The following is a 15,650-nucleotide window of genomic DNA, read 5'->3' on the forward strand; positions in this document are numbered from 1 at the left end:
TGAACGCTGTCGGCCCGGCTCCGCGGCCGCTGCAGGGGCCGTGACGCTGTGGACGTGTTGCCCGCAGCTCACATCAAACTGCGCGGCGCGGAGGGAGCGGCCGATGGATGTGCAGGTTCGTCACCGTGACGACGTGGGCCGCGAACAGCTGGTGCCGCCGCGCGTCCTGCGCCAGCTGCCAGTGGCACCCCCGCTGGCTCCGGGCAGCGCCTGGGCACACACCGGGCAGTGACCGGCGGCGATGCGGTCCTCCGCCGTCGTACGGGCGGGCAGAGCCTGAAGGGGGCCGCCCGCAGCCTGGTAGAGCTGGGCGGCGACGTCGGCCACCATGTCGCGGTGCGGAAGCTCCAGAAGCCGCTGGAGGGTGAAGGCGCCGGCGGTCCTCCAGCGCGCTGATGAACAGGGGCGTGTACGTGAAACCGAAGGGGTTGCGCGTCAGCACCTGGTACCAGGTCCTCCAATGATCGGGCACCACGACCGCGAATCGGACCCCTGCAAAGCTCGCCTCAGCCTGCTGGGCGGCACTTCACGTGCGGCTCGACCACCGGCCGAAGAGCGGTTCCTGACTGCTTGCGAGTGAACGATGGAGCTCCGCACGCGCGTCGAACCCATCCGCTCGATCATGCCCGCTATGGTTGGCTCCCATGCCGCTGAGCTTTGCCTTTGTGAATCTCAAGCCTGGAGTCGGCAAGACGACCAGTGCCGTATGGCTGGCCCACGCGCTTCACGAGTCGGGCTACTCGCCGCTTCTGGTCGACGGCGACCCAGCCTCCTCCGCACTGCGCTGGAGCGAATTGGCCGACGGCTTTCCGTTTCCCGTCATCGCCTTGCCAGTGGGTGACGTGCACCGCCGCGTGAACGACTTCCTGGGCAATCGGCAGGCTGTGGTGCTCGATGCGCCGCAGTTGGAGGACCATCCTCGCATCGCCCGCAGCATCATGAGGTACGCGAGTGCGTGGATCGTCCCGGTGACGCCCGCTCCCATCGAACTGGACCGGATGGCACCCATCCGCTCCGAGATGGACGACGTCCAGTCCCTGCGCGCCGAGCCGGCCCGCACTGCAGTCCTCCTGAACCGGACCAATCGTCCCGACGCCACACGCACCGGCCCCGATGCCGACGCTCGTGAGGCGCTCACCGAGTGGGGGTTCGTGGTGCTGGACACCCAGATTGCGCGGCTCGAGTTGTACGCCCAGTCGTTCGGAAGTCCGGTGCGGGCCAAGGGGTCGGCGTACATGGACCTCGCCGATGAACTCATCAAGCGTCAGGAAGAGGCATGAAGGAGCGCAAGGACAGGTACCGCGCGGCATTGCAGCGCGGAGGGGGCATCGCTGCCCCGTCCTCCAAAAGCATCACGCTGAACAGCAGATACGTCCGGTTGATCATCGAAGTGGACCCGGACCTGCAGCGAGACCTGACGCGATGGGCCAGTCTGCCGCTCTCAGCGCTGGTGCTCGCCAGCACGACCGTTCTGCGCACCTTGGCCGACACCGCCGCAGCCGTGCCCCGATCCATGGGCGGCGCCCGACATACAGGGCCGTAGAGGCCGGGTACGACAGCGCAGCCACGCCCTTGTCTCACCCACAGTCCGGGGCTCTGGCGACGGACCGGCTCGGCGGCCCCTCCGACGCGCAACATCGGTGAGCGCGCCCCGGACCGGCGGTCGGGGCGCGCGTCGTCACGGCCGGGTCAGAAGTCGAACTCGAGGTAGCCGGTACAACCGGACGGGGTGCGGGATGCGGCACCACCGGCTGCCGTCGCCCGCGGCGTGCGCGATGCCATGCGTTGGAAGACCTGCGCGAACTCGGTGCACCGGTCGGACCTGCCCTCTGCTGCCTCGGGCGCGGCTCGATCCAGCGATCGCGGCCCAGGTCTACGCCCGGTCGCACGATCTGGAACAGCTGAACGAGCAACTGCGCCAGGCGCATGCCCGCGAACGTGAAATCGCCGTCACCCTGCAGGAGGTCATGCTCCACTCGCCCGACTAGGCCAGGCACCGGAACATCGCCGTGCGCTACCTGCCCGCCAGCGGATCACTCAACGTGTGCGGCGACTGGTACGACGTGGTCGATCTGCCGCCCGACCGCTACTCCATCGCTATCGGGGACGTCGTCGGCCACGGCCTGCAGGCCGCCGCCGTCATGGGCATGCTGCGCAGCGCCCTGAGCGCAGCCATCCGGGCCGTTCCCAGCCCCGCACAGGCCCTGGAGGTACTCGGCCTGTACGCCCGAGCGGTCGACGGCGCGCTGGCCAGCACCGTAGTCAAAGTGCTCATCGACCCGCGCAGCCGACTGATCAGAGCCCTTCGAGGAAATCCCGGGCGCTGTCGCATGCGCCGGCGACGGATGTCGCGGAGCGGAGGGTTGCGACGTTGACGCTCATCGTGTCCATCAGGTCCCCCTGGTCTCTGGATCGTCAATGCCCGGTCGTGTCTGCCCGGGGGCTTGCGCCCCGGCCTGCGGCCCGTTAACCCGGCGGTGACGGCCTTGCTCCCGCCCTCCAGTCGCTGTTCGAGGTTGATTACCTCACCGTCGAACACGCGAAAATCTATGTTGGCCGGAGTAGACATTGGGCGGTGGTGTGGTTATGGTTTCTCTCGTAGCCCAGAGAGACCGCAGGGCCTGGCAGAGACGAACTGCCTGGCAGCAGTACCCGCAGTTGCAGTTCGCAGGACGGTGCCGTGGTGGAGTTCCGAAGCCAGGGTTGTTGCAGGACGGCGACGGGACTGACCGACCGGACCGGGTGGCCCGCAGTGATCAGGAGCCGCCGTGAGCAGTACCTCGCAGTGGCAGTACCCGTAAGTGCAGTTCGCAGTACCCAGCAGTGAAGTCAGTGAGCAGCACCTCGGTGAAGGCGTCGGCTGCGGACGCGCGCACCGGGAGGTTCGGCAGCGGGGTTCTAAGCCAGAGCAGACGCAAGATGGGCGACGGGGCTGGCTGCCGAAGAGTGGCGCTGTCGCAGGCCACTGAGCAGTTCGCATCACCAGCAGTACGCAGTAGAGCAGCACCAGCAGTACCAGCAGTACGCAGTCCCCCGCTTGGTAAGCAGTTGATCACCGAGGGAAGAACGGAGGAGCCAAGCGCCATCCCAGGATCGCCCGGGCGGAAGTCATGAGCCCGGGTACCGCAGGACATCGATAGTGAGGTGGTCTCCGGTCAAGCAACCGCGATCCCCGCACCCCCGACAGCATCTCGGTCGGGTCTGCGGACACAGAAGGCCGGCGCAGTACCGGGGCCGGCAGATGGTGTAGCAGTTCCTTCGGGGCCCTGGTGCCGTACGGCACCAGGGCCCCTCCACACGTTCCACAGAGAGGTGCAATGACAGCAGACGACTCGTACAGCCGTCTCGACGACGACGACTACCCCGCCTACACCATGGGCCGGGCCGCCGAGATGCTCGGCACCACCCAGGGCTTCCTCCGCGCCATCGGCGAAGCCCGCCTCATCATCCCGCTCCGCTCCGAGGGCGGACACCGCCGCTACTCCCGCTACCAGCTGCGTATCGCGGCCCGGGCCCGGGAACTCGTCGACCAGGGCACCCCCATCGAGGCCGCCTGCCGCATTGTCATCCTCGAAGACCAGCTCGAAGAAGCCCAGCGCATCAACGCCGAATACCGCCGCGCCACCGAATCGGTGAATTCACCGCCCGCGGTCTGAGGTGGTACGCGCCCGCCGGGTACCGGAGGGTCCCGCGTCCCGCACACATGTCGCGGGTGCGCATGGTCGCTGAGATCAGAAACAGGTTCTGCTGAACTGGACGCAGGGTGACCCAAGAACCGTCTTCGGCCGACGCGCCGCCGCTGGACCTGAACCGCGCCGTAACCGGGCTGTCCTGCACGCCTCGAACCGTGACGGAAGCGCCGACGAGCGCGCCAGTCGAGGGTCCCTGAACGCCGCCGAGAAGTCTGGCGTAGCTCGGCACCGGCTTCGAACCGGACGGGCAGGACCATGTGCCGAACCGGTCGACGCCGTCCCTGAAGCAGGTCTCGTGGCGGCCGTGAAGGAACAGCGCCATCGGCCGGCGGCCCGAGGCCCCGGTCGGTGCCACCACAACGACACGCATCTCCACGGCGGCGGAAAATCCGGGCAACCGCACCGAGGGCAAGGTGTATTCGCCGGTGACCGTCCGGTACCGGCCCGGCTTGCCGGGGTCGACGGGGTTGGCCGGCAGCGAGGTCAGCTGCTTCGCTGCCGATGCGGTGCGTCGGCTGTCCGAACCCGCGGCGACGCCGGCTTCGTCCAGACGGCGTCCCCCCGCTCGCACCTGCAGCTCCGTCGCCGGTCCAAGGTGTGCACCGTGGAGCTCGAGCCGGAACGTGCGCTGGCCCTTGCCAGCCACCGGCCGACCGAGGAACCGGTTTCCGGCGTAAAACTCGACGCCGGCGTCGCTCATGGGCACCGGGGCTGCGGAGTGCTAGATCAGCTGCTGCCCCGAGCCCTTTCCGGTGATCTGCCAACCGGACGGGAGTTGGCCGTCAAGGCCAACCTGTCGCGCGGACGGTTGGGGATCGGCGATCTGTTGAGCGGCAGTGTGCTCAGCGGCAGCCGGCCATGGCGATCCGACCGCAGTCGCGAGTATCGCCGCAGCGGCGACCAATATGCAGCGAGTACGGATCAAGGTTCCCCTCCTGTTTGGCACTTGTCCGAGCGCCCATGCGCCCCGGGATCTCCGGGGCGCTCCTGGCTTTTCGTCTTCGACTGCGCGCATCAGCGTTTGAGGGAGTCGGCGTCTCCCATGACGATCACCGGGTGCTGGTCGGGATCGAGCGTGAGCAGCAGTTCCTTCATGTGCTTCTGCGCCAGGCTCACGCAGCCCTGCGTGGGCCCCCCGTGGTCGACGTGCAGCCAGATGCCGCCGCCCTTGTCCGCGCCGAGCGGGCGGGTCCAGTCGCGGGGGGTGGCTCCGGCTTTGCGGTTGTAGTTGATCGCGACGACGTAGTCGAAGGAGCCGGCGAGCGGCTCGCCCTCGAAGCCCGTGCCGCCGATGGTGAAGCCCCGTGACTGATCGTACGGCAGCTTGGTGCCGGGATCGGCGAGCAGCCCGCCGGCATCGGTAAGGGTGAACACGCCGATGGGAGAGTGGAGATCGCCGGCGTGGTGGTCGTCCGCCCAGCCCTTGAGAGCGTTGTGCGCCGGCCAGGTGGCTCCCGGCTCCCAGCCCGCGCTCGTGCGCCGATAGAGCACCACCTGCGACTTCGGGGAGTCCTTGCCGCGGCCGGTGACCAGGACAACTTGGCGCGCGTTCTTAGGGATTTCGGCCAGCGTCTGGGGGCCGAGGCCCGGCAGCTGCGCGGGGACCGATACGGCGGTCGCTTCGGTGTCCGCAGGTGTCGGCCGGGGCTTGGGCTGGGTCGTGCCGGGGGCGCCGGACGCCGCCCCTGGTGCGTCGAGCGCACCGACGGCCGCCGACGAGGTGTCGTCAGCTGTTCCTGAGTGCAGGTCCCCGCATCCGGTGAGGGTTACGGACAGGGCCAGGACAGCGGCCGGTATTCCCAGACGGTTCAGGCCCGGGTTTATGAAGGTGGTCGTTTGACGGTTCCCAAAGGGCGCAGAGGGACGCCGTCGCGGGGGGCGACTGGTTGATGAGGCCATGGTGTCAGCCTGGATGAAACAAGTGAGGAACTTGTCAGCTCCGGCACGCGAGGTCAGACGAGGTCAGACGAGGTCAGACGAGGTCAGACGAGGGGCAACGCTTGCGGCAGCATCGGGTGTGCCTTCGGGCGATGCCGTTAGCAGATCGCTTCCGGCATCCCCTCCCGCACCGTCCGCCTCAGCGTGCGGAGCCCGCCTTCCACTGATTCCACGGCATGTTCCAGCCGTTGAGACCGTTGTCGGGGGCAATCGTTTTGTCGTTCGAGTTCTGCACCACGACCACGTCACCGACGAGGGAGTGGTCGTAGAACCAGGCGCCGTCCTGACCGGGGTCGTCGCCGCCCCGGGCGTCGTTCAGTCCCACGCAGCCGTGGCTGATGTTGGACCGCCCGAACACCGCGTCGGCACCCCAGTAGTTGCCGTGGATGAACGTGCCCGAGGTGGACAGACGCATGGCGTGCGGAACATCGGGGATGTCGTACTCGCCGGCGAAACCCACCGTGGCTCCGTCCATCCGCGTGGTGATCAGCTTCTGCGAAATCACCATCTGGCCGTTCCATGTGGGCGAGTTCTTGGCACCGGCCGTGATGGGTATGGTTTTCAGGGCCTTGCCGTCGCGGACAACCGTCATCCGGTGCGCGGAAGCGTCCACGGTAGAGACCTGACTGCGGCCGACGGTGAACCGGAGGGTCTTGTTCTGTTCGCCATAGGCGCCCTCGGCACCTTTGACCCCGTCGAGGCGGATCCCGACAGTAACGGTGGAGTGGGCCTTCCAGTAGTGCTGCGGACGGAAATCGAGGCGCTGCGTGCCGAACCAATGGCCGACGACGGGCTGTCCGCTGCTGGGGCTGACCTCGATGGCGGCCTCGACTGCCTTCTTGTCGGTGATCGCTTTGTCGAAGGTGAACGAGACAGGCATCCCCACACCGACGGTGGATCCGTTGTTGGGGGTGAACGTGCCGGTGAAGCGGTCGGTTTCGGCGAGGGTCGTGAACGCGATCCTCTTCGTCTCCTCGCGTCCGTCGTCGTTGGCGGCCACCACGGTCAGCCGGTAGGCGGTGCCATGGCCGAGGGCGGCATCGGGTGCCCAGGTCCTTTTGTCCGGGGTGAGTTCGCCGCCAACGGTCCGGCCGGCCGCGGTGGTGAGGGTCACCTTGGTGATCCTGCCCGCCTCGACCGTGACTCGGCCGCCGCGTTCGACGGAGACATGCCTTTGTCCGTCGGCGGCGTTCAGGTGTATGCGCGGCGTGACCGTGGCCTGGGCATCGGCCGGCGGGGCCTTCGCGCGGTCGTTCGCGTCTCCTGGGGCAGTGCTGCACCCGGCAAGAAGGCATAGCGAAATCGACAGGACGGCGAGGGCAGGGGCGGGGCGGGTGCGGTGCATGGGATCTCCGTCGTGCGCGTTGAGTGGCGTAGCCCACCGAGTGGAGGGAACGCAGCCCCGGGTTCGAGCGGCGGGTTCGGCACTGTTCGCATGACTCATCACAGTTCGCGTGACTCATCGGGTCGGGCGACACCGCTGCCGTTGCTGCGGCCCGGCCGCAGCTCTTCGGCTCGCCGTTGCCGTCACACCCGGCAGCTGCCCGGCGTGATGGCAGCGCCGAACGCGACCAAGGGCAGCGCCAGCCTGGCGCACGCGTATCAGGAACTTGTCAGGGTGTGGGAAGGCCCGCACATCGGCCTGACGTCGATCCCGCGCGCTTAGAGTCAGTGGCGTGTGCGCACATATTCTGGTGGCGGAAGACGATGAAATGCAGGCCAAGCTCATACGCCGGCTGCTGCTTCAAGAGGGTCACACCGCCGTCGTGGTCCACGACGGCCGGGCCGCGATCGACGAGGCCAAGAGCCGCAGACCCGATCTGGTCGTCCTGGACCTGATGCTGCCCAGGGTCGACGGTTTCGGCGTGTGCCGCGTGCTGCGCCAGGACGGGGACGTACCCGTTCTCATGCTCACCGCCCGCTCCACCGAAGAAGACGTGCTGCTCGGCCTCGAACTCGGCGCGGACGACTACATGACCAAGCCGTACAGCCCACGGGAGCTGATGGCCCGCATACGCACCGTGCTGCGCCGTTCCATGCGCCCCGCGGGGAACTCCCCTTTGCTGCGCGCGGGCTGCATCACTGTCGATCCCGTACGGCACCTGGTGACCTGTGGCGGCACCCCCGTTACGTGCACCCCCGGCGAATTCGCCATCCTCCACGCCATGACCGCAGAACCCGACCGGGTGTTCTCGCGCCGTCAACTGCTGCAGTACACCCGTGGCCACGACCGCGCCTCCACCGAACGCGCCATCGACGTACACATCATGAACCTGCGCAAGAAGATCGAACCCGACCCGCGCAGGCCGGTGCGGCTGCTGACGGTCTTCGGCGTCGGCTACAAGCTCGTCGACGGCCGCCATGACGCCTAGTCCTCGTATTCCCTGGCGCAAGAGCCTGCTGGTACGGCTTGTGCTCACCTCCATGGCGATCACCGTCGTCTCCGTGGGCGCCACGTCCTGGCTGGCCGTGGAGACCACCACGCGTGCCATCCAGGAGGAGCGCGGTCAGGTTCTCTCCGACGACACCGACATCCTGCGGCAGGTCAGCGGCTTCGCCGCGACCCACACCGACTGGAACGGCGTGCAGACCTTGGTGCGTACGCTGTCACACACCATGGGCCGGCGCATCGCCCTGACGACCGAGACCGGATACCCCATCGCCGACTCCGCCGCCCCGAGTACCGCCCTGCCCGCCCGCGCCTCGGCCACCGTCGAACCGCTGAACACCGACACGTACACCGAACCGGGGGCCCAGCTCGCCGGGATCGACCCGCGGGCGGTGGGACCGTATCTTCTCCCCGCGGCCGAACGGGCACAGGTAAAGACGCTCGCCGAGAAGCGCCTGGCGTGTATGCGGCGGTACGGAAGCGGCGGCAGCAGCCGCCAGAGCCCGAGCGGCCGCACGGTGATCACACCCGACGACGGGGAGGCATCCGTGCCATTGCAGTGCGCCGACGGAGAACTCAACACGGCCACTCGCACGGAGCAGAAGGCACTGGACGAACTCAACGCCCTGATCGCTTCCTGCCCCGGTCTCGAGCAGTGGCGAGGAATCCCGGTGGCCGGGGCAGGCATCGACTTGGTTCCCGGCTCCAACACCCCGGCGAGCGACAACGCCCGCCGGCTTGGTGGCAGCCAGCGGACGCAGAGCTGTGTCGACAGCGCGCGCCGCACACAACTCGACCCGTACGTCGCGCCAAGGGCCAGACTCTATCTGGGCAGCCTTGGCCAGCAGCCCGCAGGTTTCAACCTCTCCCCCGCCAACAAAGCCAAGATCGTCGGCGTCACGGGGCTCGTCCTGGTCATCACCGTCGCCATGACCGCAGTCGTCGCGATCCGCCTCGTCCGTCCCCTGCGAGCGCTGACGGCCGCAGCCCAGCAGCCACCGCAGCGGCACGCGCGCGTTGCCGTCACCACCAAGGACGAGACCGGTTACCTCGCCGCCGCCTTCAACGATCTCACCGCGCGCCGTGAACAGTTGGAGTCCCAGCGCAAGGCCATGGTCAGCGACATCGCCCACGAGCTACGGACCCCGCTGACCAATATCCGCGGCTGGCTGGAAGTCACCCGCGACGGGCTGCTCGCCCCGGACCCGGACCTCATAGCTTCCCTGCACGACGAAGCGCTGCTGCTGCAACACATCATCGACGATCTGCAGGACCTCGCGGCCGTCGACTCCGGCACCCTGAGCCTGCACCGCGAGCCGGTGGGCGTGGACGAACTCGTCGCCCAGGTAGTGTCCGCCCACAGCACCCGCGCCGAGGCCTCGGGCATCCGCCTGTGCACCCGCACCGACCCCGGTCTCTGGCTGGAGGCCGACCCCGTGAGGATGCGCCAGGCGCTGGGGAATCTCCTTGCCAACGCGCTCCGGCACACCCCGGAGAAAGGCACGGTCACGCTCACCGCCAAGCAGACCGGTGACCTGGCCGTGCTCACGGTGGAGGACACGGGCGGCGGCATCGCGCCCGAGGACCTGCCTCATGTCTTCGAGCGTTTCTGGCGGGCCGAGAAGTCGCGGAGCAGACGCACCGGCGGCAGCGGACTGGGCCTGTCCATCGTCCGCCAGCTCGTCGAGGCACACGGTGGAACCGTTACCGCCGACAGCGAGCCCGGCGCCGGGGCGGTGTTCACCATCCGGCTTCCCCGCGGAACGGAGCCTGAGCGCCTCTCGCCATGAAGTGCCACCACGCCGATATGTGTACACCGTCCGAGGAATCCAGTTAGGCGGCGTCTCAACTCCGCGGTGCTTCAACTCTCTGTACGCGCTGACCAGTTGGTTTGACAAAGCTCGCGCCACCCTCCATCGTCATTCCACTAACTAACTAGCTAAAGGGTGGTGAAGGAGATCGAGTTCCGTATCGACAGACGGAGCGGGATCGCCGCCTACCAGCAGATCATCCTGCAGACCAAGCAGGCCCTGCGGCTTGGCGTTCTCCTGCCCGGTGACCGACTGCCGACGGCCAAGGAGGTCGCGGAGACCAGCGCGGTCAACCCGAACACGACCCTCAAGGCTTACCGGGAGCTGGAGCGGGAGGGACTGGTCGAACCGCGCCCCGGCCTGGGGACGTTCGTACTCCGGTCACTGGCCCAGCCTCAGGCTGCCGCCAACTCCCCGCTGCGCGGAGAGCTGGTGGCGTGGATGGACCGGGCCCGCGCGGCGGGTCTCGAGCGGGACGACGTGACTGCCCTGGTCGCGTCGGTCCTGGAGGAGCGGTACGCCGCGAGCGACGCGACGACCGCCGGAAGCAGTCACAGCGGTGAAAGCAAGGAGCTCAAGTGAGTACGGTCATAGGCAATGGGGGGTTCGCGGAGGAATCCGCGATCGAGGCGTACGGACTGGGGAAGCGGTACCGGCGCGGCTGGGCGCTCCAGGACTGCTCGTTCCGGCTGCCGGCCGGGCGGGTCTGCGGGCTCGTCGGCCCGAACGGCGCTGGCAAGACCACGCTGATGGGGATGGCGGTAAACCTGCTGAAGCCGACGACGGGCACCGTCCGGGTGTTCGGCGCGGACCCGGGGTCTGAGGAGGCCAACCGGCGCACCGCCTTCCTCGCCCAGGAGAAGCCGCTGTTCCGGCGGTTCACCGTCGCCGAGATCCTGCGCCTGGGCCGGGAGCTGAACGCCCGCTGGGACCAGAAGACCGCCGAGGAGATCGTCCGTTCCGGCAATGTGCCCTTCACCGCCCGGATCGGCACCCTCTCCGGCGGGCAGCGAACCCGCGTGGCCTTCGCCCTCGCCTTCGGCAGGCGTCCCGACCTGCTCATCCTCGACGAGCCCATGTCCGACCTCGACCCGTTGGTACGCCACGAACTCATGTCCGTCCTCATGGCCGAGGCCGCCGAGCACGGCACCACCGTGCTGATGTCCTCCCACCTGCTCGCCGACCTGGAGAACATCTGCGACTACCTCATCGTCATCGCCTCGGGCGGCGTCCGCCTGGCCGGCGACGTCGACGAGCTCCTCACCGCCCACACCCTGCTCACGGGGGCCCACACGGGTGAGGGCGTACCACAGGACCTCGCTCGGCACACGGTCGTCGAATCCCGCGTCAGCGGTCGGCAGGTCACCGCACTCGTCCGGCCCGATGGACCGGTCGCCGGCGCCTGGGAGGCCGAGACCCCCAACCTCGAAGAGGTCCTCCTCGCCTACCTCCGCTCCCCCGACACACCACCCCTGATCAGCCCCAGCGCCCACGCCGACCCGAAGGCGGTTGCAGCATGAGCACCACGACCACCGCCCCCGCCGCAGCCCCCGCAGCCTCCGCGCCGTTCCGTCGCGGCCCGCGGCTCAGCGGCCTGACCTGGCTGGTATGGCGCCAGCACCGAGCGGCGTTCTGGACCGGGCTCGCCGTCACCGCCGCGGGCATCGCATGGTTCGCCTACCAGCGCGCGAGCATGATGGACTACCTCAACGGGATCGGCTGGCCCAACCCGAAGTTGCCGAACTGGTCGGTCGGCTTCGAGAGGTACGACTCCCTGCTGTCCAACACCTCGTCCGCACTCGGCCTCCTTATGCCCGTCCTGGTGGGCGTTTTCCTGGGCGCCCCGCTGATCGCGAACGACCTGGAGCACGGCACCGGCATGCTCGTCATGTCGCAGGCGGTGAGCCGCGGCCGCTGGCTCGCCATGAAGCTCGGCATGGCCGTGCTCGTGGTCACGGTGTGCACCGCGGCACTCGCCGCGGCGTTCGGCTGGTGGTTGGAACCGGTCAGCAAGGAGGACAAGGCCCTTTACTGGGTGGCGGGCAGCGCCACGGGCCCGGTGCCGGTGGCGCTCACCCTGTTCACGATGGTCGGAGGTGTGGCGATCGGCATGGTCCTGCGCCGCACGCTGCTGTCCATGGTGGTCACCTTCGGCTTCGCCGTCACGGTACAACTCGTCTGGGCCTCCTCTTGGCTGGATCTCGGCAACACGGTGACGGTCACCACGCATGACGGTGCCCGCACCGACACGTTCCCGCTGCCCGAAGCCGCCTATGAAATGGGCCGGTCCTTCCTCACCGGCTCGGGAGAGCTCCTCGGCCGCGACAGCTGCGCCTTGGGGATCGAGCAGGCGATCAACGCGTGCCTGGACAAGAAGGACATCGTCGGTTGGTCGGTGGACTACCTGCCCCCCTCTGAGTTGTCCCCCATGCTGTGGACCGGGTCCGCGATCCTGCTGGCACTCACGGCCGTCGTCGCGGTGTTCATCATCTGGTGGGGCCGCAAGCGGCTGTACTGAAGGCCGAGTCGTAGCCGATCCACACCGGCGCGTCGTCCAGCAGCCGGTATCCCCACTTGCGGTCCCCCGTCACCGGCGGAGGACCACGTGCGGCCGCGACCTGACGCAGGTGCGCGAGCCCGGTGTGGATGCGCGGTGTGGATGCGCGGTGTGCGGCCTCCGATCAGGGGCAGCGGCCCGCAAGGACGCAGAACTCGTTCCCCTCTGGGTCGGCAAGTGTGACCCAGCTCTCATCGCCTGTTTGGCCGACGTCGGCGTGTCGAGCACCTAGGTCGAGCAGGCGACGGACCTCTTCGTCTTGCTCCCTGTCGGTTGGGTTGACGTCGAGGTGGAGCCTGTTCTTGACGGTCTTGCCCTCGGGCACGTGCGCGAAGGTCAACGTCGGTGGCACTGGGCCAAGGTGGTTCTTGCCTTCAGGTACCACAGGGGAGCCAATTGTGACAATTCCGTCGTCTTCGTCTTGCACCTCGTAGTCAAGGACCGAGCACCAGAACCGGGCGAGACCGTTGGGATCGGCACAGTCGATCGCAAGCTCGGTGAACTTACTGGTCATGTCAGGACCTCCCAGTCAAGTAGCGGGTCCGCCAAAGGCCACACGCTAACCGCAGTGTTCGACGGCGAGGTAAGCCGCGCGTGGTGTGCGTTCGTCGAGGGCCTGGTGGGGTCGCAGAGTATCGACCCAGACGAGCGAGCGGGGACAAAGCAATAAGCGCTGGGGACAGCATCATGCCTGCGGCCGTCACCAGGAGGCTGGCGCGCAACCCCCACTCCTCCGCGAGGAATCCGCCGAGCATGGAGCCGAGCGGGGTCATCCCCATGCCGACAAACGTGATCGTCGCGGCCGCGCGGCCCTGCATCCCGTCCGGAGTGACGGCCTGCCGCACGGCCATGACCGTGACATTCACCAACTGACCGCCGGTCCCGAACACGAAGTTGACCGCCAGGAGCGCGGGAACCGTCACCGCAGAGGAGCCGTGCAGCGCGGGCACACACAGGAACACGCCGTCGCCGAGTGCCGCCGCGGACACGAGTACCGCGCCGTAACCGAACCGGCTCGGCAGGCGGGCGGGCGGCCAGCATCGAGCCCAGCAGCGCGCCCGGCCCGGTCGCCGCGAGCGCCAGCCCGACGGCGGTGCCCGACAGGCCGCGTTGGTGAATCCCCAGCGTGCCGCGATGGCGTGCACCGGCCGGGTCTGGAGCAGGGGATCGGCCAGATCCCGTCGGCAACGATCGAGCCTGCGAGCACGGATCCACTCGGTGACGGTCACGCCCTGGTCGCGGAAAAGCCGGTGCAGGGACCTGGTCGAGATGCCATGGGCGGCGGCGATCATGTCCGGTGAGAGGGAGACATCGCCGAGCCGTTGCTGGATGAAGGCATGGATTCGCACGAGCAGGACCCGTTGCCGGGCGGACGGCGACAGGGAGCCCTCTGCGTCGAGACCACGGGCGATCACGGCCCAGATCAGGTCCAGTGTGATGGTGGACAGCCGGGCCGAGTCGTCGGCACGGAATTCGTGACCGGATGTCGCCAGCTCACTCAGATACCGCGAAAGCAGGGCACCCATTCCGCTTCCCCCCGGCAGGCGCCGGAACGATCAGCACCGCGAGCGCCTCGCCCAACGCGCCCGAGATCAGATACGGAATGACCGGATTCAAGGTCTACTGCGTCCAGGTCGGCATCAGCTATCACCAACGATCAGATGCCTGGACCTCGCAGGACGGGCAGTTCGGAAATCACACCCTGAGCCAGGTCAAGAACTTCCAGGGGGACCTGGGGCTGTCCGTCGACGGCAAGGTCGGCAAAAACACCGGCAGCGAGGTTCTCTGGGGGATCGAGCACGCCAAGGTCGAGAAGAATGGCCCCTGGACAACGCCCTGGGGTGTATCGATCGACAACTGCTACCAGGTCGTGCCGAGCCACTTCTGAGCCGGACCCGGCTCACGGAGGCCGTCCCATAAGCTCGGTGACCGGCGTTGACCCCAGCTCTGTTTTTCCGCGACACGGCCGTCAGCACAGCGGACTCACTCACTGTGGCCGATGCCGTACCCATTCCTGCTGTCATGGTCCACCCCCACGACCGTTCCCAACCAGGACTACATTCGCACCGAGCTGGATCGCTGACATCGCGGACGCCGGTTTCTTGTCCGGTGTTGTTTGTCCGACGCCACCAGGCCTTCCCGACAGGCCGTTTCCGGCACACGGTGGAGCCGGTGAAGAACCGATCGACACTCCGGGCGATCGCTCGAAGTGAATCAGGGGAGGACTTAAATGATGTCGGTTCCCCAGACCCGAAGGAGCATCGGATGGCGATCGAAAGCGTCTCTCCCTACCTGCGGTACGACGACGCAGATGCCGCGCTGGACTGGATGGAGCGGGTCTTGGGTTTTACCGGCGCGGTCCGCTGGCGCGACGACTCGGGGCGGACGTTCGAGGCCGACATCTATGCCGGTCCGGCGAAGATCGGGGTCAGCGGCGGCGGCACGAGCGACGACGGGAAGAACGCCATCCTCATCGTGCACGTCGACGACGTCGATGCACACTTTGAGCGGGTTCGAGCCGCAGCCGACACCGAGGTAGCCCCCCCGGTGGACCAGCCCTATGGGCCGCGGACCTTCACCATCACTGACCCTTGGGGATACCAGTGGAACTTCTGGCAGGGCGACGCCACGCCACCGCTCGACGACCCAGCGGTGGACACCGAGTCCCGATCCGTGCAGGACACCACGGCGGGCGATGATCGGCTTGATGCCCAGAGCCCACGGTCACGGTGACACGAACGGAACCGCCGCGGCACCTGGTGCCGCTTGTCCCATCTGTTGACGCCGCGCGGAGTCCGACCCTTAGGGTTCCGCCCGCGTGGGTCACCGACAAGGGAAGAGAAACCCGCAATGAATCTGCGCAAGCTCAGACCAGCAGGCGTGGTCCTCACGGTCGTGGCCGCATCCTTCGCCGCGACATCAGCCCAGCCCGCCGCCGCCACTCCAGCTGCATGATCTATCCGTTCACCACCACCTGCACCACCAACGCGGTCTCCGCCAACAGCAGCCACCACTACGTGTGAATCCAGGTCGACAACTGCGACTCCGGCTGGTTCCGCGCCACCACCAGGTGGAAGTCTTGGGACACCGGCAACGGCGTCTACGTCGGACGAGGCGAAGTCACCCCCGGCCACTACATGCGCAAGGAGATCAGCGGCCTCTACTCCAACTACAGACTCAGGATCGACGGAGACCCGTACTCCTACGCCAACATCGCCAACTCCGACCCCGGCTGGAGCGAGGGCACCTGGACGTGCTAAGCA

Annotated in this window: 16 protein-coding genes and 5 pseudogenes; 14 read left to right on the forward strand and 7 right to left on the reverse strand. The window is 67.8% G+C overall.

Annotated elements, in window-relative coordinates; genetic code table 11:
• The first annotated feature begins 103 nt into the window (after positions 1-103).
• The 6 genes and pseudogenes from QFZ67_RS01510 (at position 104) to QFZ67_RS01535 (ending at position 3,656) form a co-directional block, all read left to right on the forward strand.
• Positions 104-232: a hypothetical protein gene (locus QFZ67_RS01510; protein WP_307659277.1), complete on the forward strand. Its 129-nt coding sequence runs from the start codon at positions 104-106 to the stop codon at positions 230-232.
• Positions 229-396: a hypothetical protein gene (locus QFZ67_RS01515; protein WP_307659278.1), complete on the forward strand. Its 168-nt coding sequence runs from the start codon at positions 229-231 to the stop codon at positions 394-396. Before QFZ67_RS01510 ends, QFZ67_RS01515 begins: the two co-directional genes overlap by 4 nt.
• 248 nt (positions 397-644) lie before the next feature.
• Entirely contained in the window at positions 645-1,280 is a 636-nt protein-coding gene (locus QFZ67_RS01520) for a ParA family protein (protein WP_307659279.1), read from the forward strand.
• On the forward strand, positions 1,277-1,543 hold the full coding sequence (locus QFZ67_RS01525; protein WP_307659280.1) for a hypothetical protein: 267 nt from the start codon (positions 1,277-1,279) through the stop codon (positions 1,541-1,543). Before QFZ67_RS01520 ends, QFZ67_RS01525 begins: the two co-directional genes overlap by 4 nt.
• A 319-nt stretch (positions 1,544-1,862) precedes the next feature.
• Positions 1,863-2,297 (forward strand): annotated as a pseudogene (locus tag QFZ67_RS01530) (PP2C family protein-serine/threonine phosphatase); the annotation flags it as partial.
• A gap of 1,020 nt (positions 2,298-3,317) precedes the next feature.
• Complete coding sequence (locus QFZ67_RS01535; protein WP_307659281.1) at positions 3,318-3,656, forward strand: MerR family transcriptional regulator; 339 nt, start codon at positions 3,318-3,320, stop codon at positions 3,654-3,656.
• On the opposite strand, the gene QFZ67_RS01540 is transcribed toward QFZ67_RS01535, so the two are convergent.
• The 3 genes from QFZ67_RS01540 to QFZ67_RS01550 form a co-directional block, all read right to left on the reverse strand.
• Entirely contained in the window at positions 3,601-4,392 is a 792-nt protein-coding gene (locus QFZ67_RS01540; protein WP_307659282.1) for a hypothetical protein, read from the reverse strand. The genes QFZ67_RS01535 and QFZ67_RS01540 overlap by 56 nt on opposite strands.
• Before the next feature lie 314 nt (positions 4,393-4,706).
• Positions 4,707-5,591 carry a L,D-transpeptidase family protein gene (locus QFZ67_RS01545; protein ID WP_307659283.1) on the reverse strand — a complete coding sequence of 295 codons (885 nt, stop codon included), beginning with the start codon at positions 5,589-5,591 and terminating at the stop codon, positions 4,707-4,709.
• A gap of 178 nt (positions 5,592-5,769) precedes the next feature.
• Positions 5,770-6,975: an Ig-like domain-containing protein gene (locus QFZ67_RS01550; protein ID WP_307659284.1), complete on the reverse strand. Its 1,206-nt coding sequence runs from the start codon at positions 6,973-6,975 to the stop codon at positions 5,770-5,772.
• Between the two features lie 331 nt (positions 6,976-7,306).
• Between QFZ67_RS01550 and QFZ67_RS01555 the strand changes: the two genes are divergently transcribed.
• The 5 genes from QFZ67_RS01555 to QFZ67_RS01575 all read left to right on the forward strand — a co-directional run bounded on the left by QFZ67_RS01555 (position 7,307) and on the right by QFZ67_RS01575 (position 12,348).
• Positions 7,307-8,002: a response regulator transcription factor gene (locus tag QFZ67_RS01555; RefSeq protein ID WP_307659285.1), complete on the forward strand. Its 696-nt coding sequence runs from the start codon at positions 7,307-7,309 to the stop codon at positions 8,000-8,002.
• Positions 7,992-9,809 carry a cell wall metabolism sensor histidine kinase WalK gene (locus tag QFZ67_RS01560; RefSeq protein ID WP_307659286.1) on the forward strand — a complete coding sequence of 606 codons (1,818 nt, stop codon included), beginning with the start codon at positions 7,992-7,994 and terminating at the stop codon, positions 9,807-9,809. The genes QFZ67_RS01555 and QFZ67_RS01560 overlap by 11 nt, the downstream gene beginning before the upstream one ends.
• A gap of 168 nt (positions 9,810-9,977) precedes the next feature.
• A complete protein-coding gene (locus QFZ67_RS01565; protein WP_373430193.1) occupies positions 9,978-10,412 on the forward strand; it encodes a GntR family transcriptional regulator in 435 nt (144 codons plus the stop codon).
• On the forward strand, positions 10,409-11,350 hold the full coding sequence (locus QFZ67_RS01570; protein WP_307659288.1) for an ABC transporter ATP-binding protein: 942 nt from the start codon (positions 10,409-10,411) through the stop codon (positions 11,348-11,350). The genes QFZ67_RS01565 and QFZ67_RS01570 overlap by 4 nt, the downstream gene beginning before the upstream one ends.
• Positions 11,347-12,348: an ABC transporter permease subunit gene (locus QFZ67_RS01575; RefSeq protein WP_307659289.1), complete on the forward strand. Its 1,002-nt coding sequence runs from the start codon at positions 11,347-11,349 to the stop codon at positions 12,346-12,348. Before QFZ67_RS01570 ends, QFZ67_RS01575 begins: the two co-directional genes overlap by 4 nt.
• Before the next feature lie 163 nt (positions 12,349-12,511).
• Here the strand turns inward: QFZ67_RS01575 and QFZ67_RS01580 are convergent, their stop codons facing one another.
• The 3 genes and pseudogenes from QFZ67_RS01580 to QFZ67_RS01590 form a co-directional block, all read right to left on the reverse strand.
• On the reverse strand, positions 12,512-12,901 hold the full coding sequence (locus QFZ67_RS01580) for a VOC family protein (protein WP_307659290.1): 390 nt from the start codon (positions 12,899-12,901) through the stop codon (positions 12,512-12,514).
• A 1-nt stretch (position 12,902) separates the two neighbouring features.
• A pseudogene (locus QFZ67_RS01585) lies at positions 12,903-13,491 on the reverse strand (MFS transporter); the annotation flags it as partial.
• Between the two features lie 62 nt (positions 13,492-13,553).
• Positions 13,554-13,913: pseudogene (locus QFZ67_RS01590) on the reverse strand (helix-turn-helix domain-containing protein); the annotation flags it as partial.
• 77 nt (positions 13,914-13,990) lie between these two features.
• Here QFZ67_RS01590 and QFZ67_RS01595 point away from each other — a divergent pair.
• Positions 13,991-14,275, forward strand: coding sequence for a peptidoglycan-binding protein (locus tag QFZ67_RS01595; protein WP_307659291.1), 285 nt, complete (start codon positions 13,991-13,993; stop codon positions 14,273-14,275).
• Positions 14,276-14,652: 377 nt separating this feature from the next.
• Positions 14,653-14,988 (forward strand): annotated as a pseudogene (locus QFZ67_RS01600) (VOC family protein); the annotation flags it as partial.
• A gap of 33 nt (positions 14,989-15,021) precedes the next feature.
• On the opposite strand, the pseudogene QFZ67_RS01605 reads toward QFZ67_RS01600, so the two are convergent.
• A pseudogene (locus QFZ67_RS01605) lies at positions 15,022-15,105 on the reverse strand (IS5/IS1182 family transposase); the annotation flags it as partial.
• Positions 15,106-15,524: 419 nt separating this feature from the next.
• Between QFZ67_RS01605 and QFZ67_RS01610 the strand changes: the two are divergent.
• On the forward strand, positions 15,525-15,647 hold the full coding sequence (locus QFZ67_RS01610) for a hypothetical protein (RefSeq protein ID WP_307659292.1): 123 nt from the start codon (positions 15,525-15,527) through the stop codon (positions 15,645-15,647).
• Positions 15,648-15,650: the final 3 nt, after the last annotated feature.

The sequence above is a fragment of the Streptomyces sp. V1I1 genome, from assembly GCF_030817355.1.
Lineage (GTDB): Bacteria > Actinomycetota > Actinomycetes > Streptomycetales > Streptomycetaceae > Streptomyces.